21 protein-coding genes, 1 pseudogene, 1 riboswitch and 1 other annotated feature are annotated in these 26,134 nt (G+C 38.8%); of the genes and pseudogenes, 19 read left to right on the top strand and 3 right to left on the bottom strand.

The genetic code is table 11. From position 1 onward, the window contains the following. Positions 1–77 precede the first annotated feature (77 nt). The gene (locus A2J09_RS12740) at positions 78–911 is read left to right on the top strand and encodes an alpha/beta fold hydrolase (protein WP_012295583.1); all 834 of its coding nucleotides are present in this window, start codon (positions 78–80) and stop codon (positions 909–911) included. After that, a complete protein-coding gene (locus A2J09_RS12735) occupies positions 895–1,872 on the top strand; it encodes a sensor domain-containing diguanylate cyclase (protein ID WP_012295582.1) in 978 nt (325 codons plus the stop codon). The genes A2J09_RS12740 and A2J09_RS12735 overlap by 17 nt, the downstream gene beginning before the upstream one ends. 7 nt (positions 1,873–1,879) lie before the next feature. Here the strand turns inward: A2J09_RS12735 and A2J09_RS12730 are convergent, their stop codons facing one another. Continuing rightward, positions 1,880–2,275: a (deoxy)nucleoside triphosphate pyrophosphohydrolase gene (locus A2J09_RS12730; protein WP_031416407.1), complete on the bottom strand. Its 396-nt coding sequence runs from the start codon at positions 2,273–2,275 to the stop codon at positions 1,880–1,882. A 193-nt stretch (positions 2,276–2,468) separates the two neighbouring features. Between A2J09_RS12730 and A2J09_RS12725 the strand changes: the two genes are divergently transcribed. From A2J09_RS12725 to pheT, 3 genes are all read left to right on the top strand, one after another. After that, positions 2,469–3,233 carry a TrmH family RNA methyltransferase gene (locus A2J09_RS12725; RefSeq protein WP_012295580.1) on the top strand — a complete coding sequence of 255 codons (765 nt, stop codon included), beginning with the start codon at positions 2,469–2,471 and terminating at the stop codon, positions 3,231–3,233. 391 nt (positions 3,234–3,624) lie between these two features. After that, positions 3,625–4,662, top strand: coding sequence for a phenylalanine--tRNA ligase subunit alpha (gene pheS, locus A2J09_RS12720; protein WP_012295579.1), 1,038 nt, complete (start codon positions 3,625–3,627; stop codon positions 4,660–4,662). A 12-nt stretch (positions 4,663–4,674) separates the two neighbouring features. After that, a complete protein-coding gene (gene pheT / locus A2J09_RS12715) occupies positions 4,675–7,092 on the top strand; it encodes a phenylalanine--tRNA ligase subunit beta (RefSeq protein ID WP_012295578.1) in 2,418 nt (805 codons plus the stop codon). A 159-nt stretch (positions 7,093–7,251) separates the two neighbouring features. On the opposite strand, the pseudogene A2J09_RS12710 reads toward pheT, so the two are convergent. Next, positions 7,252–7,896 (bottom strand): annotated as a pseudogene (locus A2J09_RS12710) (transposase); the annotation flags it as partial. Between the two features lie 402 nt (positions 7,897–8,298). Next, a complete protein-coding gene (rnhC, locus tag A2J09_RS12705; RefSeq protein ID WP_012295576.1) occupies positions 8,299–9,225 on the bottom strand; it encodes a ribonuclease HIII in 927 nt (308 codons plus the stop codon). 135 nt (positions 9,226–9,360) lie between these two features. On the opposite strand from rnhC, the gene zapA reads away from it, so the two are divergent. The 14 genes from zapA (at position 9,361) to A2J09_RS12635 (ending at position 26,068) form a co-directional block, all read left to right on the top strand. Continuing rightward, a complete protein-coding gene (zapA, locus tag A2J09_RS12700; protein WP_012295575.1) occupies positions 9,361–9,621 on the top strand; it encodes a cell division protein ZapA in 261 nt (86 codons plus the stop codon). A gap of 5 nt (positions 9,622–9,626) precedes the next feature. Then, complete coding sequence (locus A2J09_RS12695; RefSeq protein WP_012295574.1) at positions 9,627–10,166, top strand: CvpA family protein; 540 nt, start codon at positions 9,627–9,629, stop codon at positions 10,164–10,166. Positions 10,167–10,225: 59 nt separating this feature from the next. Beyond that, complete coding sequence (gene polX, locus A2J09_RS12690) at positions 10,226–11,935, top strand: DNA polymerase/3'-5' exonuclease PolX (RefSeq protein WP_012295573.1); 1,710 nt, start codon at positions 10,226–10,228, stop codon at positions 11,933–11,935. Positions 11,936–11,953: 18 nt separating this feature from the next. Next, complete coding sequence (locus A2J09_RS12685; RefSeq protein ID WP_012295572.1) at positions 11,954–14,320, top strand: endonuclease MutS2; 2,367 nt, start codon at positions 11,954–11,956, stop codon at positions 14,318–14,320. A gap of 22 nt (positions 14,321–14,342) precedes the next feature. After that, a complete protein-coding gene (locus tag A2J09_RS12680; protein ID WP_008179180.1) occupies positions 14,343–14,756 on the top strand; it encodes a DUF350 domain-containing protein in 414 nt (137 codons plus the stop codon). Between the two features lie 428 nt (positions 14,757–15,184). Continuing rightward, positions 15,185–16,879: an AMP-binding protein gene (locus A2J09_RS12675; protein ID WP_031419385.1), complete on the top strand. Its 1,695-nt coding sequence runs from the start codon at positions 15,185–15,187 to the stop codon at positions 16,877–16,879. A gap of 148 nt (positions 16,880–17,027) precedes the next feature. After that, positions 17,028–17,609 (top strand): fatty acid metabolism transcriptional regulator FadR, encoded by a 582-nt coding sequence (locus tag A2J09_RS12670; protein ID WP_025114529.1) that lies wholly within the window; start codon positions 17,028–17,030, stop codon positions 17,607–17,609. A 14-nt stretch (positions 17,610–17,623) separates the two neighbouring features. After that, entirely contained in the window at positions 17,624–18,397 is a 774-nt protein-coding gene (locus A2J09_RS12665) for an enoyl-CoA hydratase (protein WP_036162289.1), read from the top strand. A gap of 116 nt (positions 18,398–18,513) precedes the next feature. Next, positions 18,514–19,287: an electron transfer flavoprotein subunit beta/FixA family protein gene (locus A2J09_RS12660; RefSeq protein WP_012295569.1), complete on the top strand. Its 774-nt coding sequence runs from the start codon at positions 18,514–18,516 to the stop codon at positions 19,285–19,287. A 37-nt stretch (positions 19,288–19,324) separates the two neighbouring features. After that, positions 19,325–20,302, top strand: a complete 978-nt coding sequence (locus A2J09_RS12655; protein ID WP_012295568.1) for an electron transfer flavoprotein subunit alpha/FixB family protein — start codon at positions 19,325–19,327, stop codon at positions 20,300–20,302. Between the two features lie 149 nt (positions 20,303–20,451). Then, positions 20,452–20,684 (top strand) — a binding site (T-box leader). Between the two features lie 95 nt (positions 20,685–20,779). After that, positions 20,780–22,096: an amino acid permease gene (locus A2J09_RS12650; RefSeq protein ID WP_036162896.1), complete on the top strand. Its 1,317-nt coding sequence runs from the start codon at positions 20,780–20,782 to the stop codon at positions 22,094–22,096. A 119-nt stretch (positions 22,097–22,215) separates the two neighbouring features. After that, on the top strand, positions 22,216–22,527 hold the full coding sequence (gene trxA, locus A2J09_RS12645; protein ID WP_008179170.1) for a thioredoxin: 312 nt from the start codon (positions 22,216–22,218) through the stop codon (positions 22,525–22,527). 118 nt (positions 22,528–22,645) lie between these two features. Continuing rightward, complete coding sequence (gene uvrC / locus A2J09_RS12640; RefSeq protein ID WP_012295566.1) at positions 22,646–24,436, top strand: excinuclease ABC subunit UvrC; 1,791 nt, start codon at positions 22,646–22,648, stop codon at positions 24,434–24,436. Positions 24,437–24,531: 95 nt separating this feature from the next. Further along, positions 24,532–24,710, top strand: a riboswitch (Lysine riboswitch). Between the two features lie 131 nt (positions 24,711–24,841). Beyond that, positions 24,842–26,068 (top strand): aspartate kinase, encoded by a 1,227-nt coding sequence (locus tag A2J09_RS12635; protein WP_036162287.1) that lies wholly within the window; start codon positions 24,842–24,844, stop codon positions 26,066–26,068. Positions 26,069–26,134 lie beyond the last annotated feature (66 nt).

The following is a 26,134-nucleotide window of genomic DNA, read 5'->3' as shown; positions in this document are numbered from 1 at the left end:
GGAAATTAATCTTGATAATTACCGTACCAAAGTTCACAATAAAACTATTACATATATTTCTAAAAGGAGTTAGTTGGATGGAAAATATTGTTGTTCGTAATCATGTAAAAATAGTTGGACAAGGAGATCAACCGATTATTTTTGGACATGGTTTTGGCTGTGATCAAAACATGTGGCGTTATATTACGCCTGCATTTATGGACAAATATAAAATTATCTTATTCGATTATGTCGGCTCTGGAAGATCAGATAAAAATGCCTATATATCAGAGAAATATAAAAATTTGGAAGGCTACATGCAAGATTTATTGGATATTATTGAATCTTTAAAATTACAGCAAAGTGTTTTTGTAGGACATTCTATTAGTTCCATGATTGGATTACTTGCATCCATCAAAAGACCGGAATACTTTAAAAAATTAATTATGATTGGTCCTTCTCCATGTTATTTAAATGATGGTGAATATATTGGTGGATTTGAGCGTAGTGATATTTCGGAATTATTAGAGATGATGGAAATGAACTTTGCGGGTTGGGCAAGTTATATGGCCCCTATCGCAATGAGCAATCCTGAAAATCCAGCATTAACGGATGAACTCAAACAAACATTTAAATCTGCAGATCCTGTCATTGCGAGAGAATTTGCCGAGGTAACATTTTTATCGGATCATCGAAATGAATTATCACAGGTAACAGTCCCTGTTTTAATTATACAATGCTCCGAGGACAGTATTGTGCCCATAAGTGTAGGAGATTATTTACATAAACATATTAAAGACAGTACTTTTAGCTTAATGGAAGCGAAAGGACATTACCCTCACATTAGTCACCCAAATGAAACCATTCAGTGTATTATGGATTTTTGTAGAGAAGATAATGAAAGGATTATTGTAAATGGAACAACGACTTAATGATGCGCCCTGTGGTTTTCTTTCCATCACTCACGAAGGATTGATTGCCGAGGTCAATCACACCTTACTAAAATGGATAGGCTTTGAACAGGTGGATTTGCTACAACAACATTTAGAAATACTTCTATCTACTCCTAATAAATTAATTTTTCACTCCTATTTTTATCCGGCGATAAATTTAGAACAGCAAGTAGAGGAATTGTTTATTCATCTCAAACATAAGGAAGGTATGGCCATACCTTTTCTAATGAATGCTAGATTGTATACGGAAGATACGGTAGAGCGAATTGATTGTATTTTAGTCAAAATGCAAAAGCGTATTGATTATGAACAAGAGTTACGTTCAGCTAAGAAGCTACTAGAGGCAGCCTACCAAGAAAAAGAACAGGCGTTAGCCAATTTGGAGCAAATATATGTAGAAATCGAACAACAACAGGCAAAATTATTAACCGTGAATGCTTCCTTAGTTGAATTATCGGAGACAGACAAACTGACGGGTTTAAAAAATAGGAGATTCTTCCAAGAAAAACTTGAACAACAGCTCAATAGTTATTATGAATCAGCTAAGCCTTTCTCTCTATGCATTCTTGATATTGACCACTTTAAAAAGGTTAATGATACGTTTGGACATCAAGTAGGTGACGATGTTCTTGCTCAATTGGCACAGCTATTAACACAACGAGCGCGTAAAGAAGATACCGTCGTTCGTTATGGTGGTGAGGAATTTGTTATGATTTTACCGGAAACCGAGATTGCCGCAGCAAAAGAGATAGGGGAGCAAATAAGAAAAACCGTTGCGTTAGATCATTGGCCAGTTGGGCAAGTGACCATAAGTATTGGTTTGGCAACCGTCACATCTAAAGATACTGGTACGACCTTGCTAAAGAATGCGGATGATGCCTTGTATGCATCGAAAAAAAATGGTCGTAACCAAGTGACCCATTTTTATGATATGAAGTAAATGTGTTTTATTGTTCCGCTAATAATTTTTGAATGGAAGGTAAATCTGCAGGAGCGAAAGAAAGCTCAAGCAATTGCTGACGAGGAACCCATTTTGCTTCAGCGTGTTCCAATATTTGTGGAGTACCTTCAACAATAGTGGCTAGATAAGTTTCTAGGTGAACGAAAAATGGTTCATATTCATAAAGAGTTTGCGTTACTGGATCACCAACTTGAATGATGCAGTTGAATTCTTCAAGGATTTCTCGATAAAGTGCTTGCTGAGGAGTTTCGCCGGATTCAATTTTACCACCAGGGAATTCCCAATAATTAGCGAGCACCATATGGGTATTTCTTAAAGCACAAAAAATTTCTTGTCGATCATTTTCAATTATGGCACCAACTACATGGATTGTTTTTTTCATCCGCATCCCCTTTTTTGATACTGTAAAATTACTGAGAAATATGTATGATTATAGCATAATGGATTTATTAGAGCTGTACTAAAGTTATACTTGTCTTAGAAAAATAACAGTTTTCTCACATAGCTATGAAATTTGGTATTTCCTAAGGTATAATAATGGTCAATATATAGGAAAAAGGCGGTAATAGGTAGCAATGAAGAGAATCGAATCTACGCAAAATGCGTTAGTGAAATATTGGAAAAAATTAGCGACAACAAGAAAAGAGCGGGAACGATCAGGTGAATTCATAGTCGAAGGCTTTCACCTCATAGAAGAAGCATTAAAACATAAGGAGCAAGTCCTACAGATTATTGTGCGTGAAGGTGTAGATTTACCGATGCTATGGCCAATTGATGGAATCGCTATTGTAGAGGTGACGTCAGTAGTAGCGAAGGAATTTGCTGAAACAGAAACGTCACAAGGTGTTTTTGCTATTTGTAAACAGCCTGTTTTAGAGGAGGAAGCGAAGACATCTTGGCGTAAAGTGCTATTGATCGATGCTGTTCAAGATCCAGGTAATATTGGGACAATGATACGTACAGCTGATGCTGCTGGGTTAGACGCTGTTATTTTAGGGAAGGGTTGTGCCGATATCTACAATCCTAAAACATTACGAGCTGCACAAGGCTCACATTTCCACATCCCTGTAGTACGTGAAGAATTAACAGAATGTGTCGACTTTTTACAGGATCAAGGAGTACCTGTATTTGGTACGGCATTGGATGAAGACGCGGTGCCTTATAGCGACATTCATCATACTGGTGCATTTGCGATTATAATGGGGAATGAAGGAAGTGGTATTCAGCCACAGCTTTTAGCAATGACAGACCAAAATATAATCATTCCTATTTTGGGTCAGGCAGAATCACTAAACGTAGCTGTTGCAACCGGTATAGTTCTATATGGTTTTGTGAGATAATTAAGTGATTCATGCTTGTTGCTAGTTGTCCCTTGATTTGCAACAGTTTATTATTGTATAATTAACTCTAAAATGTAAGTTTAAATATGAAATGCTATGACCGGGAAGTAGTAAAAATTGTGAATGGACGACAGGGAGCGTGTGGCCGGAGATTGAGAGCCAACGCCGTACCGATGCAATTTTGAATTCAGCCCGTGAGCAGCTACCGGGACCAGCCTAATGCTGTAAAGGTAAGCCGGCTTTATCAAGTCGTTATGTCAATGAAGTGATTGTAAGGATATTGGGCCTTGCAATAACTAGGGTGGTACCGCGAATATGTCCTCGTCCCTTTTTTAGGGGCGAGTTTTTTTATGCCTAAAAACAGGCGTTAATTTTCTAGGGAGGTTTTAACATGGAAGAGCAATTAAAGCAATTAGAGCAAGAAGCACTTGCTAAAATTGAAGCGGCAGCAAGTCTAAAAGAATTAAATGAAGTACGTGTTGCATATTTAGGGAAAAAAGGGCCCATTACTGATTTATTAAAAGGTATGGGTAAATTATCAGCTGAAGAGCGACCAAAAATGGGTGCTTTAGTGAATAATGTTCGTGAAAACGTAACGGCAGTATTAGAGTCAAAGGCTGCTGTACTTGAAGAAGCGGCTATTGCTGAAAAATTAGCAAGTGAGTCGATTGATGTTACTTTACCTGGACGTGCAATAAAAGTCGGGAATCGTCATCCATTGACACGTGTTATTGAAGAAATTGAAGATTTATTTATTGGCATGGGCTATGAAATTGCAGAGGGTCCTGAAGTAGAGAAGGACTACTATAACTTTGAAGCATTAAATTTACCAAAGGGTCATCCTGCTCGTGACATGCAAGACTCGTTCTATATTTCCGAGGAAATATTATTACGTACCCATACATCACCTGTACAGGCTCGTACTATGGAAGCTAAAAAAGGTGAATCTATTCGTATCATCTGTCCAGGAAAAGTATTCCGTCGTGATAATGATGATGCCACTCACTCACATCAATTTATGCAAATTGAAGGTTTAGTAATTGGGGAAAATATTCGTATGAGTGATTTAAAAGGAACTTTAGATACCTTAGCAAAAAAAATGTTTGGTGCTGAACGTGAAATTCGACTTCGTCCGAGCTTCTTCCCATTCACAGAACCATCTGTTGAAATGGATATCTCATGCTTTAAATGCGGTGGTGCAGGATGTAACGTATGTAAGAGCACTGGCTGGATTGAGATACTAGGAGCAGGTATGGTTCATCCAAACGTCTTAGAAATGGCTGGCTATGATCCGAAGAAAGTTTCTGGTTTCGCATTTGGTATTGGTGCAGAGCGTATTGCCATGTTGAAATATGGTGTCGACGATATTCGACATTTCTATACAAGTGACACTCGTTTCTTATCACAATTCGAGCGAACAGAGGCGTAAGGGGGATAAAATATGTTAGTATCATTAGAATGGTTAAAAGAATATGTCAATACACAGGACTTAGCACCTGAGCTATTAGCAGAAAAAATTACACGCTCAGGGATTGAAGTAGACGCAGTCATTGATCGTGCGAATGCAATGGATAAAGTTGTAGTCGGATATGTTGTATCAAAGGATAAACATCCAGAAGCCGATAAATTAAATATTTGTCAAGTTGATGTTGGAGAAGAAGAGCCTCAACAAATTATTTGTGGTGCTCCCAATGTAGATGCTGGTCAAAAAGTAATTGTGGCTCGCCCAGGTGCCCATTTGCCAGGCGGTATTAAAATTAAAAAGGCCAAACTCCGAGGACATGAATCAAATGGCATGATCTGTTCATTACAAGAGCTTGGTATTGAAGGAAAGCTTGTTCCTAAAGCTTATTCTGAGGGCATTTACGTGCTTCCGGAGGATGCGGAAGTAGGAACTGACGCGCTAGCCATTCTAGGCTTACGCGATACGGTGCTAGAGCTTGGTTTAACACCAAATCGCTCAGATGCACTTTCAATGCTAGGTGTAGCGTATGAGGTGGGTGCTATCCTGTCAGAGGAAGTAAAGTATCCAAATATCGCTTATCAAGCTGCCAATGAAAAAGCAGAGGATTTACTAAAGCTTCGCGTGGAAGATATGCAAGCAAATCCAATGTACGTCGCAAAAGTTGTGAAAAATGTCAAAATTGGTGAGTCTCCAATGTGGCTTCAAAATCGTTTGATGGCAGCAGGTGTGCGCCCGCATAATAACGTAGTGGATGTGACGAATTATGTGTTAATGGAATATGGTCAACCACTTCATGCCTTCGACTATGATAGCCTAGCAACGGGTGAAATCGTTGTTCGTAAAGCGACAGATGGTGAGAAAATCACAACTTTGGATGATCAAGAACGTACATTAAGAGCGTCAGATTTAGTTATTACGAATGGCAAAGAGCCAGTTGCTATAGCTGGTTTAATGGGTGGTGCTAATTCTGAGGTAACGGATTCTACAACGACTGTTGTCATTGAATCAGCTTATTTCGATGGCTTAACAGTGCGTCAAACATCTCGTCATCTTGGCCTTCGATCAGATGCATCTGCTCGCTTTGAAAAAGGGGTGGACCCTAACCGTGTTTTACCTGCTGCCGAACGTGCTGCAACATTACTTGCTGCATTAGCTGGTGGTGAAGTATTGGAAGGAACATGTATAGTAGACGAGTTAGACAAAACACCAGCACGTGTTGTCGTTTCACCAGATTTTATTAACGAACGTTTAGGCATGAAGATCGCATTAGAGGATATGCTTTCTATTTTAGAGCGCCTAAAATTCGGAGTAGAAGCTGCAAATGGTTTATTAATTATTGATGCACCAACACGTCGTCAGGATATTAAAATCGAAGAGGATATCGTAGAGGAAATTGCTCGACTTTATGGCTATGATGAGATTCCAATGACATTACCAGAAGGTGCAACACAAGTAGGTAGTTTGACATCTTATCAAGCTAATCGTCGTGTTGTTCGTAGCTATATGGAGGGTGCTGGTCTGTATCAAGCTGTGACGTATTCATTAACATCTGATGCGCTGTCACAACGATTTGCATTGAAAGCCGAGCCAGTAACTCGTTTACTAATGCCTATGAGCGAAGATCGCTCTACACTACGACAAAGCCTAGTTCCACACTTAATCGAAGCAGCAGCCTATAATGTTGCCCGCCAAGCAGACAGTGTAGCACTATATGAAATTGGCTCAGTATTTCTTGGTCAATCGGAGGAAGGACAGCCTTTCGAAGAAGAGCATCTAGCAGCAGTCCTTACAGGGAAATGGCTAGATCACGCATGGCAAGGTGAGAAAAAGGCTGTAGATTTCTTCGTCTTAAAAGGTGTTATCGAGGGTGTCATTGGCAAGCTTGGTCTAGGAAATCGTATTTCATTTGAAAAAGCACAAATTGATGGATTACATCCAGGTCGTACAGCTAGCATATTATTAGATGGCGAGCAAGTTGGGATCATAGGTGGACTACATCCTGCAGAGGAAAAAGCATGGGGTGTAAAAGATACTTATATCATGGAAATGAATCTCGTTGCTCTATTAAATGCAACAAATCAAGAAGCGCCACTTGCTTATACACCAGTACCTCGTTTCCCTGCAATGTCTCGTGATATTGCGCTCATTATGGACCGTATAACAACTGCAGGTGAAGTCGTTAAAGCTATTAATGAAGCCGGCGTGAAATTATTGAAGGATATCCGTGTATTTGACGTTTACGAAGGTGAGAAAATGGAGCAAGGGAAAAAATCTGTAGCATTCTCACTCACATACTTCGACCCAGAACGTACGTTAACAGATGAAGAAGTAGTAGCTGCACACAATAAAGTACTAAAAGCAATTGCTACAATCGACGGTACAGAGGTACGCTAAAATTTATAATAAAGACTGTCGTTTTAGATGGTCTTAAACTTAGTCAAAAGTCATCGAGAAGTTTACTCTCGATGACTTTTGTCATTTTTCTTTCTCTTTTATTTTCAATATTTAGTAAATCATTGCTATCCAACATTCTCTTCGAGCATAGATGCTCTATTAAGCTGTCTGCCACGTCCAAATAGCTAGTTTCTTTAAATTCATGGCAGCAAAAGTAAGCATCGCCTGCATGGACCATTTTTTTAGACCTCTTAAGGTTGTCCATCGCTTACCATGCTTTTCTTTTGCATCCGCAAAGACACGCTCAATCGTTTCTTTGCGCTTGGCATAAATTTGTTTGATGTCATAGGAATGGCGTAAATGTTCAGCTTCCTCCACATACGACGCCCAAATATGACGTTGAATGAGTTTTTGATGATGCTTACTTTCTGTACATTGGGAAAGGCATGGACACTTCGCACAAATCAAAGGATTCGATTTATATTGGCGATATCCTTCCTTCGTCGTTGTCGCATACTTCAATATCTGCTCTTGTGGGCAAAGATAACAATTATAGTGCTCGTCATATATATACTCATGCTTTCGGAAGAATCCATCTTTCGTTTTAGGACGTGTATATGGAAGAACAGGCAACATTTGATTCTCTAACAAAAAGTTCGTAATCGCTGGTGTTTTATAGGCTGCGTCTGCCGCAACAGCTAATGGTTTTTGAACGTTTTGAATGACCCTTTCCACAAGTGGCTGCAATACATGGCTATCGTGCACATTTTCCGGAGTCACAATGGCACCTAAGACAAAGCCTTCTAAAGGATAGATAAATGAAAAATCAATAGCAGCCTCTAGTTTTCGCACTAAATGATTGTTGGGAACTAATGGATCAATCGTTAACATTTCTAATTGTTCTCGTTCATTGGATGGATTCTTCGTCATCATCGTTTATCACCTCAAAAATTTACTTTTCAACACCCTATGTAGATGGAGTACTTTATGTAGAAGTTGATGGGAACGAAGGGCGGCGACTCCTGCGGGAAAAGCGGGAAAGTCGAGATCCTGGACTGAGCGAAGCGAGGGAAGCAGCTCGACCCCGCCCGCGGAAAGCGTCCGCCCGTAGTGGAAATCAACGGCTTTACTTTATTTCATTGTAAAAGAAAAAATACTGTCATATAGACAATCTTTTTTAGTGGTTAATTTATATATAGTAGTTTTTTAAATCATCTTTCTCGCTTTTTCTGTATTAGCAAAATGCCATTTTGTAATGGAGCGTAGAAATTCTTCGCCTTGTTTACGCCAAATACGTGCAGCTTGCACATCTACCTTGTTTGAGGCCCCTTTCATTAACTCTAGACCCGCTATATCACTTAGACGATCCATTTCCTTTAAAAACGCAGCACGAGCTAGAATGGATGCTGTGGCCACGGCTACATGCAATTGCTCGGCTTTAGTAGAAAAGTACACGCTTTCCTGTACAATTTCTCGTTCGTTTTTTAAGTAATTGTAATAAACACCCCGTTCTGCAAACTGATCAATTAAGATATATTCAGGTGTTTCGGGAGCCATTTTTGCCAGGGTGTTGTGCAGTGCCTTGTTGTGCATCATGGCTTTCATTTTCCCTTGTGAATAGCCTTTTGCTTGTAGGCTGTTATATTTTTCATTGCGTAAGATGAGAACACTATGAACGCAGGCTGCTCGTAAATCAGGAGCAATTTTCCGCATATAATCATCCGATAACATTTTTGAGTCTTTGACACCAAGCTCATTGATTAGTTCAATTTTGGATGAAGGTACATACACGGCAGCTACTGTCATGGGGCCAAAATAATCCCCTGTGCCTGTTTCATCTGAGCCTAATACGGACATCAATGCAAATTGGTCTGGTAGTGTATCCCCCTTTGCCCCAATAATAGCTGATTTCGAATTCGGTGTTTTTTCAATTGTCCCCCAGCGGGCAGCTTCACGCTCAGCGCCACCACCTTGAAACATTAATTTTCCTGATTTATACATTGTTATGGAGGTATCTGGTAGTTTTGCGGCGAAGATTACACCAGCAGCCTTACGTTCAATATAGTTGGCTGCATAGTATGCCATCACCTCTTTTTGAATATTTGTTGAAATGGAAAGCACAATATTTGACATTTAATCGATCCTTTCTGTCCTCATTGTTCACAATTTTATACCTTTCATGGTATGATAATAAATAGCTTTTTTGTGTGATGGTGCTAGCAAGCGAAAAAAATCTTGCGAGTATCGAATTTATAGGAGGGTGCGACTATGGAAAAACAAGAAAAGAATAAAATTTCTGTGGAAATATATGGTCATACATATAAAATGGTCGGCTTGGAATCCATTGGCCATATGCGACTTGTTGCTTCGATTGTTGATGACCGTATGCGCGAGATGAACGTACATAATCCCTCACTTGATAGCACAAAACTTGCTGTTCTGACAGCAGTAAATACAGTACATGATAATTTACTATTAAAAGAGCGGCTGGAGCAACTGGAAGAAGAATTGAAAAAATTAAAGGGTTGAAGAGAATGTTAGATTTAATCATATTAGTGGTACTGTTAGCTGGAATTGGTGTCGGTGCAAAACGTGGTTTTATTGTACAAATGATGCACATTGTCAGCTTTATAGTAGCCCTAATTGTTGCGTATATTTATTATAAGCCATTAGCACAAAAATTTGTATTTTGGGTTCCATATCCAGGAGTTACTGATACAGGTAGTCTTGGTGTCGTGATAGACAGTCTAGATTTAGACCGCACATTCTATCGTGTAATTGCTTTTGCGGTAATTTTCTTCGCCGTAAAAATAACATTGCAAATTGTGGCATCGATTTTTGACTTTATCGCTTATTTACCTGTACTGAATACAGTAAATCGTTGGCTAGGAGCGCTGTTCGGCATGATTGAAAACTATTTAATTATGTTTATTTTGCTATACGTATGCGCTTTACTACCGATTGATAGCATACAAAATTTAATGTCGAAGTCATTGTTAAGTGGTCTTATTTTAGAGCATACACCGGTCATTACAAAGATGTTCCAAAACTGGTGGTATATTTATATGCAATAGTCAACTATGCACTTCTCTCTGTTTTGAGAGAAGTGTTTTTACGATAGGAGGAATTATTGGTGAATAAAAAAACCATTATTCGTACACTCGAAAAAATTGCTCTGTACATGGAATTGCAAGGTGAAAATCCATTCAAGGTATCTGCTTTTCGAAAAGCAGCCGCAGCACTTGAAGGAGACGAGCGTTCATTAAGTGAAATGGATGATGTAACCAAACTTAAAGGTATTGGCAAGGGGACGGCTGCTGTTATTGAGGATTTGATGGTAACGGGTGAATCGAGTTTGCTAAAAGACCTAGAAGAGATTGTACCTAAAGGATTATTGCCATTGTTAAAGTTGCCAGGTTTAGGTGGAAAAAAGATAGCCAAGCTTCACCAAGAGCTAAGCATCGATTCAGCGGAAAGCTTAAAGGAGGCTTGTGAAGCAGGCAAGGTTCGTGAATTAGCCGGCTTTGCTGCCAAAACAGAAGAGAAAATTTTAAAGGAGCTTGCCAATTTAGCTAATCGTTCTGAGCGTTTACCCATTTGGCAGCTAGAGCCTGTGGTTTTACAAATAGAGGCCCTTCTAGATAGTATGGAGGAAGTGGAACGTTTTTCAGTAGCTGGAAGTTTCCGTCGGGCAGTGGAGACTAGTAAAGATATTGATTTTATTGTTGTAACAGAAGCGGTTGACGTAGTCCGTGAAAATTTAATAAATACATTAGCCATTCAAGAGGTTGTTGCAGCAGGAGATACAAAAATCTCGGTGATTTTGGATTTAGATGAGCCAGTCAGCGTTGATTTTCGCTTAGTGAAGGACAAGGAATATGCAACTGCCTTGCATCATTTTACCGGCTCTAAGGACCATAATGTACGCATGCGCCAACTTGCAAAAGCGCGAGGAGAAAAAATTAGTGAATATGGTGTAGAGCAGGAAGATGGTACGGTTCTAACATTTCAAGATGAAGCGGCATTTTTTGCTCATTTTGATTTACCTTGGATTCCACCTAGCTTACGTTCAGGGACAAAGGAGTTTGACAAAACAGAGGAAATACAAAAATTAGTTCGACTTGAGGATATTAAGGCTGATTTGCATATGCATACGACGTGGTCGGATGGTGCATATTCTGTTGCAGAAATGGGCAAGGCATTACTAGCACGTGGCTATCAATATGGCGTTATTACGGATCATTCTCAATTTCTAAAAGTCGCAAATGGTTTAACACCAGAGCGTTTAAAAAAACAGCGAGTGGAAATTGAAGCTTTTAATGAAGCTCACCCAGAATTTCATTTATTTACAGGTACAGAAATGGATATTTTACCGGATGGAACCTTAGATTTTGATGATCAAGTATTGCGGGAATTAGATTTTGTGATTGCTTCTATCCATTCAAGTTTTACACAATCACAGGAAAAAATTATGGCACGTCTACTGACAGCTATGCAAAATCCTTATGTCCATATGATTGCCCATCCTACAGGGCGAATTATTGAAGATCGTGATGGCTATAATCCTAATATGAAACAGTTAATTGCCTGGGCGAAGGAATATGGTAAAATTTTAGAGTTAAATGCCAACCCTTACCGTCTTGATTTATGTGTTGAACATTTAGAAATGGCTTTAGCAGCAGGTGTACCAATAGCAATTAATACGGATGCCCATGATTCGGCACATTTACGTTTTATGGATATTGGAGTTCGCTATGCCAATAGAGCATGGATACCAAAAGATTTGATTGTGAATACATGGACGTGTGATCAATTTGAAGCGTTCATACGACGAAATAAATAGGTTGAGGAGGTGTTCTCAGTGATTGCAGAACGCGCATTGAAAACACTAGAATACGATAAAGTACGGCAACAAGTGGCTACCTATTGTACTTCTTCAATTGGGAAATCAGCCATCGAGGAGCTTGTACCACAGACTGATTATGATAAAGTAGTACAACTATTAGAAGAAATGGATGAGGGTTTATCCATTTTACGTGTAAAAGGTAATGTACCGATGGGTGGGATATTTGATGTTCGACCATCTGCAAGAAGAGCACAAATAGGGGGCATGTTAGCAGCGATAGAGCTAATGGAAATTTCTAGTACAATTCGAGCTAGTAGAATTCTCCGCAATTTTATCGAGGATTTAGAAGCCGATGAAGTAATTGAGATTCCACATTTCATCGCTAAAAAGGAAACAATGCCTGTATTAACGGGATTACAGCATGAAATTAATAACTGTATTGATGATAACGGAGCCGTTTTAGATTCGGCTAGTACAACTTTACGAACTATTCGCCAATCCTTACGCTCGGAAGAAGCTAAGGTGCGTTCTAAATTGGAGAGCTTAATCCGTGGCAGTAATGCATCGAAAATGCTATCTGATACACTTGTTACAATTCGGAATGATCGCTTTGTCATTCCTGTCAAGCAAGAATATCGTCATCATTACGGTGGAATCGTCCATGACCAATCCTCTTCTGGACAAACATTATTCATTGAGCCAGATTCTATCGTCCAAGCGAATAATGAAATTCATCGTTTGAAAATGAAAGAACAGGCTGAGGTTGAAAGAATTTTACTAGCTTTAAGTGCAATGGTGCAAGATGTAGCACCAGATTTATTTAACTTAGTAAAGGTATTAGGGGATATCGATGTCATTTTAGCTAAAGGCAAGTATGGCCAAGCCAATAAGTGTACAATGCCTAAAATGAATCAGGACGGCTATATCCGCCTTGTTCGTGCACGCCACCCTCTGTTACCAATAGATATAGCTGTGCCAAACGATATTGAGTTTGGGAAAGACATAACAGCAATAGTCATTACGGGTCCAAATACAGGTGGTAAAACGGTCACTTTAAAAACAGTTGGCTTGTGTACATTAATGGCTCAAGCAGGGTTACCGGTACCAGCATTGGATGGATCTCAACTTGCTGTGTTTAAACAATTGTTTGCTGATATTGGAGATGAGCAATCTATAGAGCAATCGCTTTCCACATTCTCATCTCATATGGTCAATATTGTCGACATCTTACAAAAATTTGATCATGAGTCACTTGTTCTATTTGATGAGTTAGGAGCAGGGACGGACCCACAAGAAGGGGCAGCTTTAGCCATTTCTATTTTAGATGAGGTGCATGGTCGTGGTGCTCGTGTGATGGCTACGACTCACTATCCTGAACTCAAAGCATACGGTTATAATCGACCTGGTGTTGCCAATGCCAGTGTAGAATTTGATATTGAAACATTGAGTCCTACCTATCGTTTATTAATTGGTGTTCCTGGACGTTCAAATGCATTTGAAATATCCAGTCGCCTTGGTCTCCCAGAGTCCATTATTGAGCGTGCTAAAGGCTTTACAGGAACAGATCGACATGAGGTTGAATCGATGATTGCTTCATTAGAGGAAACACGTCGTCAATCGGAGGATGATGCAGAGCGTTCCCATGCATTATTGTTAGAGTCAGAGAGCTTACGTAAAGAGCTACAAGATAAATTGCAAGCCTATGAAGAGCGTAAAGAGGCACTTGATAAGAAAGCTAAAGAAAAAGCTCGTAAAATTGTAGAAGAAGCGAAACGTGAAGCGGAAGGTATTATTGCTGAGCTGAGAGAAATGCGTAAAAATGCCGACCAAGTTGTTAAAGAGCACGAACTGATTGAAGCACGTAAACGTTTGGAAGAAGCAACACCGCTTGAAAATAATAAAGTACTAAAAAAAGCTGCACAAGTAAAAGCCCGTGCACAAAACTTAGTTGTCGGGGATGAGGTAAAGGTGTTAAGCTATGGTCAAAGAGGTACTTTGTTAGAAAAAGTTTCGAATACTGAATGGGTTGTCCAAATGGGGATTTTAAAAATGAAAATCTCTGATAGTGATTTGGAGTATATTAAACCTGAAAAAGAGCCTATTGTACGAACAGCTGGTGTAAAAAATCGAAATGGCCATGTGAAATTAGAATTGGATTTGCGTGGAGAGCGCTATGAAGATGCAATTTTAAGGACAGAAAAGTATATTGATGATGCTTTACTCGCGAATTATGGTCGTGTATCTATTATCCATGGTGTTGGTACTGGGGCTTTACGCCAAGGTATTCAAAGCTATTTGAAAAACAATAAGCGTGTGAAATCCTTCCGTTTTGGTGAAGCCGGCGAAGGGGGCTTAGGCGTCACAGTTGTTGAATTGAAATAAGCTATAAAGGGGACGGAGAAAGATGCTGAATTCTGGCTTTTGGCGATATCCAATTATCGAAACGGCAGGATACTTTAGTGTTGTTGTGTTATGTTTAGTCGTGTCGATGGCATTGTTCGAAGTCGTGACGAAGTATAAAAATTGGGAAGAAATTAAAAAAGGTAATGTAGCTGTGGCACTTGCAACAGGCGGAAAAATACTAGGAATTTGTAATATTTTTCGTTTTTCCATTGCTCGTCATAGTACATTAAGTGAAATGATTGGCTGGGGTCTTTTTGGTTTTACGCTGTTAATTGTTGCCTATTTCTTATTTGAATTTATGACACCTCGTTTTAATGTTGATCAAGAGATTGCCAATGATAATCGCTCAGTTGGTTTCATTTCCTTTACCATTTCAGTTGGTCTATCGTTTGTAATTGGGGCAAGTATTGCATAGGAGTGTCATGACATGGAAAAATTAGCAAAGGTACTAATCATTGTCTGTATCGCATTTTTGGCAGTGGGCGTCTATTATATGATGACTATTTAAACATTTGAACGCATCCTTTTAAAGGGTGCGTTTTTTATTGAGCTAGCTTATTGCAGGTAGCCTCAACTAAATTTACGAAAGACTTGAGAGAAAAAATATTTTTCAAATATAGAAATATGTAGGTTATTTTTAATCTGAAAGACTTGAGAATGAATGAGTGTTCATCGTATCTAACCGCACAAATACTATTTAGAATAAGTCATAATAATGTTGTTAAATGCATAATAATTAATCGAAAATACGTTTATTTTCTATTTTCTGTTTGAAAGTGCATTTCTTTTTCATTATAATAAAATTAAGAATTGACAAAGTTTGGGACAAAGGGGAGAGGACGTATGACAGCAAAACCATGGCTAGCAAATTATCCTGAAGAAGTACCATCGTCTTTAACGTTTGAGGAAATTCCAGTGCAAGAGTTTTTGACACGCGCCTATAAAAAGAATCCATCAAAAATAGCGATTCATTTTATGGGGAAGGATTTGACGTACACCGAACTATATGAATCTGCTTTAAGATTCGCAAATTATTTACAATCATTAGGTGTGGAAAAGGGAGACCGGGTGGCCATTATGTTACCTAACTCGCCTCAAAGTGTAATCGCTTACTACGGTGCCATGTATGCGGGTGCTGTTGTCGTACAAACAAATCCACTTTATACTGAACGTGAGCTTCAATATCAAATGGCAGATTCGGGTGCAAAAGTTATACTAGTGATGGATATTTTGTACCCAAGAGTTATGAAAATTATCAAAGACACTGCCCTAGAAAATGTCATTGTGACAGCCATCAAAGACTATTTACCATTCCCAAAAAATTTAGTCTATCCATTTATTCAAAAAAAGCAATATGGCTTTAGTGTCAAGGTTGAACATAGTGGACAAAATCATTTGTTTTCAGAAATAATGCGCTCTGCACCAATCAAGGTAATGGATCATATTCCTTTTGATTTTGAAGAAGACCTAGCATTACTTCAATACACAGGTGGTACAACCGGATTCCCGAAAGGAGTCATGCTTACCCATAAAAATTTAATAGCCAATACGACAATGTGTGATGCATGGATGTATAAATGTGTACACGGTGAAGAGGTTATTATGGGTATCCTACCATTCTTCCACGTCTATGGTATGACAACGGTTATGCTTTTATCAGTTTTCACTCAAAATAAAATGGTGCTTTTACCGAAATTTGATGCGGAAACAGCATTAAAGACAATCGATAAGCAAAAGCCGACCCTTTTCCCTGGTGCGCCAACCCTATACATTGGTTTATTAAATCATCCAGACATTGCTAATTATGACTTATCATCTATAAAGGCCTGCCTAAGTGGTTCAGCTTCTTTGCCAATTGAAGTGCAAGAGAAATTTGAAGAGGTAACAGGTGGAAAATTAGTAGAAGGTTATGGATTAACTGAAACATCGCCAGTGACACATGCTACTCCCATTTGGGGCAAGCGGGTGATTGGCTCGATTGGATTACCTTGGCCTAATACAGAAGCAGTTATTTTGCGGACAGGGGATACTGAAGAATTGCCAGTTGGAGAAGTTGGTGAAATTGCAGTAAAAGGGCCACAAGTGATGAAGGGCTATTGGAATCGTCCAGAGGATACTGCCGCTACATTTGCAGATGACTGGTTTTTAACAGGAGATCTTGGCTATATGGATGAGCAAGGCTTTTTCTATGTAGTGGATCGTAAAAAAGATTTGATCATTGCTGGAGGCTTTAACATCTATCCTCGAGAGGTTGAGGAAGTGCTATACGAACGAGAGGAAATCCAAGAATGCGTTGTAGCAGGTATACCTGACCCTTATCGAGGAGAAACGGTAAAAGCTTATATTGTTTTAAAAGAAGGGTATTCGATTACAGAAGACGAATTAAATAAATATTGCCGTCAGCATCTAGCGGCATTTAAAGTTCCACGGTATTATGAATTTAAACAGGAGTTGCCAAAAACAGCCGTAGGTAAAATTTTGCGTCGTACATTAGTGGAAGAAGAAAAAACGAAAATGGCGAATAAAGAAGCGAAATAAATACGTGTTAAAGTATTGACAAGCAATGGTGTAAAATATAATATGAAAATATGAATGAATGACCATTCATATTTTCATATTTTTTTAGGTTCTCACGTCATACGTGATTATGTTGACGTGCGCATGTTTTTTAGGTGGTGATATAAAAGTGAAACGAGATAAGCCAAAATATAAGCAAATTATTGATGCAGCTGTCATCGTTATTGCGGAGAATGGGTATCACCAAGCGCAAGTATCGAAAATCGCCAAACAGGCTGGGGTGGCCGATGGAACTATCTATTTATATTTTAAAAATAAAGAAGATATATTAATTTCTGTCTTTAATGAAAAAATGGCTGTTTTTGTAGAGTCATTACAAGATATAATAGAAAATGGGAATACGTCTAAAGACAAACTTTCCCGAATGATTGAAAATCATTTTAATGTTCTAGCGACAGATCGATACCTAGCAACCGTCACGCAATTAGAGCTTCGCCAATCAAACAAAGACTTACGACTAAAAATTAATTCGGTATTACGTGAGTATTTACATTTACTTGATCAAATTTTAATCGAAGGTATGCTTTCAGGTGAGTTCAATCAAACGATGGATGTACGCTTGGCACGTCAAATGGTTTTTGGAACAATCGATGAAACTATTACGTCGTGGGTTATGAATGACTATCGATATGATTTGATGGAACAGGTTCCGAAGGTTCAGGCATTAATCCTGAACGCCATAAAAGGTTAAAAGGATGTGGAGAAATGGAATTTCTAAGTTGGAAAGTGGAAGATGGGGTAGCAAATATTACAATTGCACGTCCGCCAGCAAATGCGTTATCACGCGGTATTATTGCAGAAGTAAATTCTGTGCTAGATGCTGTAGAACATGATGATGCTGTAAGAGTCCTTGTACTTCATGGTGAAGGCCGTTTCTTCTCTGCAGGTGCAGATATTAAAGAATTTAATGGGGTAGAATCTGGAGAAGAGTTCACGAAGCTAGCTAGCAATGGACAGCAAGTATTTGAGCGTGTGGAATCGTTCCCTAAGCCAGTTATCGCAGCTATTCATGGTGCAGCATTAGGCGGTGGGCTTGAGCTAGCAATGAGCTGTCATATGCGCTTTGTTACGGAATCAGCGAAACTAGGTTTACCAGAGTTACAATTAGGTCTTATTCCTGGCTTTGGCGGTACACAGCGATTACCACGTTATGTTGGTGTAGCAAAGGCTGCTGAAATGATGTTTACGAGCGAACCGATTTCTGGTACAGAAGCTGTGCAATGGGGCTTAGCAAACCGTGCATTCTCAGAAGAGACACTTTTAGAGGAAACGCTAAAAATTGCAAAGAATATTGCAAAGAAGAGTCCAATTGCTTTGAAGGCAGCTATTCAAACATTGCAATATGCAAAGCATGCTTCATTTTATGAAGGTATTGATGCGGAAGCAAAATCCTTTGGTACAGTGTTCGTCACAGAAGATGCAAAAGAAGGAATTCAAGCATTCATTGAAAAGCGTGAGCCTATGTTTACTGGCAAATAATTTTCCCATATGTCGATAGCAACAAACAAGTATGTTATCGATGTTATTGAAACTAAATATATATAATATTTATAAGTTTACTTAGAATTATAAAACGTTCCAGGAGGTATGGATATATGAATATTTTTGCATTAATTAAACGTACGTTTGATACAGAAGAAAAAATCGTTGTGTCGGGTGGTAAAATCCAAGAGGACGGCGCAGAATTCATCATTAACCCTTACGATGAATATGCCATCGAAGAAGCAATCCAAGTGCGTGACGCTGCAGGTGGAAAAGTGACAGTAGTGACAATTGGCGGCGAGGATGCTGAGAAGCAATTACGTACAGCTTTAGCAATGGGCGCAGATGAGGCAGTGCTCATCAATACGGAAGATGATTTAGACGAATTAGACCAAAATGCTGCTGCTTATTTATTAGCAGAATACTTAAAAGATAAAGATGCTGATTTAATTTTAACAGGAAATGTTGCGATTGATGGTGGTTCAGGTCAAGTGGGTCCACGTGTTGCAGACTTACTAGATATTAATTATGTAACAACGATTACAAAACTTGAAATTGATGGAACTTCTGCGAAAATTGTTCGTGATATAGAAGGGGATTCAGAAGTAATTGAAACTTCTTTACCACTGTTAGTAACAGCTCAACAAGGTTTAAATGAGCCACGTTATCCATCCCTACCAGGTATTATGAAAGCGAAGAAGAAACCGCTTGCAGAACTTGAGTTAGATGATTTAGATATCGATGAAGACGATGTAGAAGTGAAGATTGAAACGATTGATATCTTCTTACCAGCTCAAAAAGCAGCAGGCCGTGTGCTTGAAGGCGACCTTTCTGTACAAGTAAAAGAACTGGTAAATCTACTTCATACGGAAGCAAAAGTAGTTTAAAAAATCGAATCTTAAAGGGTAACGGAGGGAATATGCTATGTCAAAAAAAGTATTAGTATTAAGTGAAGTTCGTGAAGGAAGCTTACGTAATGTTTCTTTCGAAGCAATTGCAGCTGCAAAACAAATTGCTGATGGTGGCGAGGTTGTAGGGGTACTTTTAGGGGATGCTGTAGCAAATTTAACAGGTCCATTATTTGAATATGGTGCTGATCGTGTTGTAACGGTGGAACACCCACATTTAAAACAATATACATCTGATGGCTATAGTCAAGCACTACTAGCTATTATTGAGCAAGAAAAGCCAGCTGGCATTGTCTTTGGCCATACGGCAAATGGAAAAGATTTATCGCCAAAAATCGCAAGTAAATTACAGGCAGGTCTTGTATCTGATGTTACTACAATTGAAGGCGCAGGCGATGATGTTGTATTCATTCGACCAATCTACTCTGGTAAAGCTTTTGAAAAGGTGAAGGTAAAAGACGGTATTGTATTAGTATCTATTCGTCCAAATAACATTGCACCTTTAGAAAAAGTTGATGGTAAAACAGGAGATGTTTCGGCAGTTACTGTAGATATTACAAACCTTCGCACAATTATTAAAGAGGTTGTTCGTAAATCTTCAGAAGGTGTTGACTTATCAGAGGCAAAAGTTGTTGTTGCTGGTGGTCGCGGTGTGAAATCTGAAGAAGGATTTGAGCCACTGAAAGAGCTTGCTGACTTATTAGGCGGTGCGGTTGGAGCATCTCGTGGTGCATGTGATGCTGAGTATTGTGACTATTCACTTCAAATTGGTCAAACTGGTAAGGTTGTAACTCCAGACCTTTATATTGCAGCTGGTATTTCAGGGGCAATTCAGCATTTAGCAGGAATGTCAAATTCTAAAGTAATTGTTGCTATTAATAAAGATCCTGAAGCAAATATTTTCAAAGTAGCAGACTATGGAATTGTTGGAGATTTATTTGAAGTAGTTCCGTTATTAATTGAGGAATTTAAGGCTCTAAAAGTGAATGCATAAACGTTATTGCAGGGAGGGATGATCCTTCCTGCTTTTTTAATTTTCTAAGAAAGTAGCTGCTATTTGAAAATTATTGCAAAATAAAATATTGACATAATTAACAGATACGATTATAGTGTTGAATATCATTAAATATTCAAATAATGTTTTTAAACGCAAAGATTAGGAGTAGTAAAAGCTCATTATTCGGTAAAGAGAGCTGCGGGTTGGTGCAACGCAGACCAATAAGACTTTGAACTTGCCTAGGAGTGGTAAGATAAATAGAATTGTCTGATTATTCTATTTGTTTGACGATTGACCTTCGTTACAAGGTTTTAAGTTGGGTTCATAAAGAACCAATTAGAGTGGTACCGCGGTTTGCTTATGGCATATCGTCTCTTCTTTCATTTGATGATGAAGGAACAGACGGTATGCCTTTTTTGATTTTTAGGAGGTAAGAAAGTGGAAAAGAACAATCAACAACAATTAAAAAGAACAATGACCTCGCGTCACATTACGATGATGGCATTAGGTGGTGCCATTGGCGCAGGATTATTTAAAGGAAGTAGTGCAGCCATTGATATGGCAGGTCCATCGGTGCTTATAGCCTATTTATTAGGGGGCATTATTTTATTATTTGTTATGCAAGGTCTCGCAGAAATGGCAGTCCGCAATAAGGAAGCAAGAACGTTTAGAGATTTAGTCGAATCCGTTTTAGGCAAATATCCTGCTTATTTTTTAGACTGGATTTATTGGAAGATGTGGGTATTAAATATTGCAGCAGAATCTGTTGTCGCCGCTATTTTTATACAATATTGGTTGCCTGAATACCCAATTTGGATATTGGCGTTATCTGTTTCGGTGCTAGTGTCAGCTATTAATCTGTTATCCGTGAAGATTTTTGCTGAAACGGAATACTGGCTAGCATTGATTAAAATTACGGTTATTATTGTATTTATTATTGCAGGACTCATTTTATTGCTTGTCTCATTTGGTCAACATAGTGCTGTAGGTTTTTCTAACTTAACCTCGCACGGCGGTTTTTTCCCAAATGGATCAATGGGATTAATTGCAGCTATGCTTGTGGTGATCTATTCCTATGGTGGAACTGAAATCATTGGGATTACATTAGCTGAAACAAAAAATCCTGAAAAGGTAGTACCAAAAGCTGTGCGCAGTACATTAGTACGGATTGTTACTTTCTATTTACTGCCATTCTTTATTATCGTTAGTTTGATTCCTTGGAATGAAGTGAATGGAGTACCAGAAAGTCCATTTGTAATGGTATTTAAAATGATCGGAATTCCTGGTGCGGATCATATAATGAATGCTGTAGTGTTACTTGCTATTATTTCTTCTATGAATTCGGGCCTTTATGGTTCGTCACGTGTACTTTATACACAAGCAGTAGACGGGCGTGTTCCTAAAATTTTTGCTCAATTATCCAAAAGAAATGTTCCCGTATATGCGATTTTGATGTGTACATTAGCGTTATATTTAGGTGTCATCGTTTCGTTATATGCTGGAAGCAAGACATTTGATTTTCTGATGGGATCACTTGGATATACTGTGCTATTTATTTGGTTAATTATTGCCATAGCTCATCTGAAATCAAGAAAAAAACAATCAGCAAACTCAAGTGTGTATGAAGTGAAATGGTACCCTTATACTACATGGATTGCGATTATTGCACTGAGTACGATCTTAATTGGTATTATTTTTACCACTTCAATAATCGTGACGGGTATTACATTAGCCATCTACATTTTTATTACGTTAACTTATTTATGGAAAGGCCGTTATCAACAAAATTAATCGGTACGTTTAATTTTCGACAAGGATTTTCATAAAAAATACATTACAGGCAGATTGTTCGCTCAAGTGAATTTATCCATGCTATACTACAATCATAGTAAGTTTAAGGAGGATTTCAAATGGCAATTGTACATGCAACAGATGCTACGTTCCAAAGTGATATTAAAGAAGGGTTAGTATTAGTGGACTTTTGGGCTGCTTGGTGCGGACCTTGTAAAATGATCGGGCCAGTTCTTGAGGAAATGGATGCTGCAGGTAGCGCGGCTAAAATTGTAAAAGTTGACGTAGATAATAACCAAGGTACTGCAGCTGAGTATCAAATCATGTCAATCCCATCATTATTATTATTTAAAGATGGAGAATTAGTTGACAAAACTGTAGGCTTCCAACCAAAAGAAGCTTTAGAAGCATTTATCGCAAAACATGCGTAATGAATGAAGTTCACAAAAGCCGGACCATCAATTGATGTGTTCGGCTTTTTTTCGTTATATACTATAGAAAGATAAAATGATTTATTGAGGGGAATTTTAAGTAGGAGGCAGGTAGGTAATGAACGATTTAATTAAGCGTAAACTGGATATTCTACCAGATCAGCCTGGCTGCTATTTGATGAAGGATCGACAGGGGACCATTATATATGTCGGGAAAGCGAAGGTACTGAAAAATCGTGTCCGTTCATACTTTACAGGAACACATGAAGGTAAAACGCAAAGACTTGTAAGCGAAATAGAAGATTTTGAGTATATCGTGACATCATCAAATATAGAAGCACTTATTTTAGAGCTGAATCTCATTAAACTGCATGACCCAAAATACAATGTCATGTTGACCGATGATAAGACGTATCCGTATTTAAAAATTACGAATGAAAAACATCCTCGTCTAATTACGACACGTAAAGTAAAAAAGGACAAAGCTAAATATTTTGGACCGTATCCTAATGCCTATGCGGCAAGTGAAACAAAGAAGCTGTTGGATCGCTTATATCCACTACGAAAATGTGTGCAACTACCTTCAAAAGTTTGTTTGTATTATCATATGGGCCAATGTATAGCACCATGTGTGAAAGAAATTGAAGGTCACGTTTATCAGGAAATGATTGAGGATATGACGAAGTTTCTTAACGGTGGAGTTGAGGCAGTCAAAAAGGAGCTTGAAGTAAAAATGCTTGCGGCTGCTGAAAACTTGGAGTTTGAACGAGCTAAGGAGTTTCGTGATCAAATTGCTCATATAGATACGGTTATGCAAAAGCAAAAAATAGTATCAAGTGATACGACCAACCGCGATGTCTTTGGCTATGCTGTGGAAAAAGGATGGATGTGTGTACAGGTTTTCTTCGTTCGCCAAGGGAAGCTGATCGAACGGGATGTTTCTATTTTCCCCATCTATCAAGATCCAGAGGAAGAGTTCCTAACCTTTGTAGGACGGTTTTATGAAAAACCAGAACATATTAAGCCAAAAGAAGTCTTTATTCCACAAGCAATTGATGGTGCGATTTTAACGGAATTATTAGGCATTAAAGTTCTTACACCAAAAAGAGGTCAAAAGAAGGAGTTGGTGGATTTAGCGACGAAAAATGCTGAAATTGCAGTTGCCGCTAAATTCCAGCTTATCGAACGGCAGGAAGAACGTACTATTGGTGCATGTGAGGCACTAGGCGATGCAATGGGTATAACGACACCATTACGAATTGAAGCTTTTGATAATAGTCATATGCATGGAACGGACGCAGTATCTGCAATGGTTGTTTTCATTGATGGCAAGCCTGCCAAAAAGGAATATCGCAAATATAAAACTCGGACAGCAGCTAAGCATGATGATTATGGTGCTATGCAAGAGGTCATTCGCCGGCGCTATATTCGTGTTTTGAAGGAAGGTCTTCCACTACCAGACTTAGTGCTAATAGATGGTGGTAAAGGTCAAATGGAAGTAGCACGAGAAGTATTAGAGGATGAGCTAGGACTTGTTATACCTATTGCTGGTTTAGCAAAGGATGACAAGCATAATACATCGCAACTATTGTTTGGTGATCCGCCCGAGGTCATTGCCTTAAAACGTACAAGTGACGGTTTTTATTTATTACAACGAATTCAAGATGAAGTCCACCGTTTTGCGATTACCTTTTTACGTCAACAGCATGAAAAGCATGCTATCCAATCTGTGCTGGATCAAATTGAGGGTGTCGGTCCAAAACGAAAACAGCAGCTACTTAAACACTTTGGGTCCGTTAAGAAAATACGTGAGGCTAGTGAGCTGGCTTTACAGGAAGCCGGGATGCCAGCTAATTTAGCAAGTCATATTTATGCCTATTTTCAGCAGGAGTCATTGTCAAAGGAATAGACATATGCTAAGGTTATAAATAACATTGTTGTCCAATGTTAACAGCCCACTTGTTTTAATGAGGGCGAACATAAATTTAATACATTCACTTTTAAGGTGATGATAGAGGTGCAAGATTCAAAAGTAGCGCAATAGAGGATGAACAAATCCTAAGACATTGCGTGAAAGGGGAGCTTGCCGAAGTACAGTAATGTTGTTTCCACTGTTGTACTGGTTTTGCATTTAAGAAATGTAAGACTGTCGATTCTACAAGTTTCGGAGAGCTATCACACATGCGCAAGTTTCATTTATTGTACATGTTAGAGGCAGCTTTCACGTTTTGTGAAGGCTGCCTTTTAGTTTTCTAGAGGCTGTTTTACACCTTATATTAGGTGAATTACCAGACTGGAAAGGAGAACAAAAGAAATGTCTAGAATAGTGATGAAATTTGGAGGGGCTGCATTAGCATCACCCGAACAAATTCAAGAGGCTGTACGAAAAGCGATTGCTGAAAAAGATAGAGGTTTCGATGTGGTAGTAGTAGTAGCTGCAATGAGACAAACGATACAAGACGTGAAAATGAGCGTACTTCATTTCACAGATGATGTGTCAAAACGTGAATTAGATGCAGTTGTGTCTTCATGCTCTCAGCTATCAAGCTCAGTCTTTGCCATTGCGTTACAAGGAGCTGGCTATAATGCGGTGTCATTAACAGGCTGGCAGGCTGGTATTTACACGGATCATATGTATAGTCATGCACGGATAGATCATATCGATGTTAGTCGTATCGAAGAACATTTAATGCAAGAACAAATCGTCGTTATTGCTGGAGATCAAGGCATTGACAATGACCACAATATAACAACGCTTGGGAAAGGTGGGACCGAAACGACAGCCGTCGCACTTGCTGTTGCATTAGATGCCGAGCGGACAGACATATACACGAATGTTGACGGTGTGTATACAGCAGATCCACGCTTTGTTGTACAGGCACAAAAACTACAGGAAATTTCCTATGATGAAATGTTAGAGATAGCTCATTTAGGATCACAGGTCATACATCCACGTGCAGTTGAGTTAGCTAAAAAGTTTCAAATACCAGTTATCATACGCTCTAGTTTAGTGGAGTCAGTAGGTACTTTATTGAAGGAGGAAGTAGAGATGGAGAAAAATTTAATAGTTCGTGGTGTTGCCTTTGAATCAGATGTTATTCGTTTAACAATTGGCTATGATGCATATTCGGGTGCTTCATTAGCGGATATATTTTCAACTCTTGCTGAAAATCGCATCAACGTGGATATTATTGTTCAAGCCATTATTGATGGATTAAAACCAACTGTGTCCTTTTCAATTTTGAAAGAAGAATTTGCGGAAGCATTACGTGTTTTAGAGGACAGTAAAGTATCGCTTGGCTTTAGCTTTGCTGATTTCGAAATTGGATTAGCAAAAGTTTCTATTGTTGGCTCTGGTATGGTTTCTAATCCCGGTGTCGCTGCCCGTATGTTCGACCGGTTACGTCGTGAAAATATCCCTGTGAAGATGGTCAGCACCTCGGAAATTAAAGTGTCTGTTGTAGTTCCGCAGGATGAAATGATTCGTGCGGCAAATGCATTACATGATGAATTTAATTTAGAGCAGGCTCTTTACATATAATAATAGAAGAAACAGCATTTTCTGTCATTGTCCGAAATAAAAGGAAGGATTGTCATCCCGTTTATT

This window comes from Lysinibacillus sphaericus (assembly GCF_001629735.1).
In the GTDB taxonomy this organism is placed as follows: domain Bacteria; phylum Bacillota; class Bacilli; order Bacillales_A; family Planococcaceae; genus Lysinibacillus; species Lysinibacillus pinottii.
This window is presented reverse-complemented; position numbering and strand designations above follow the sequence as displayed.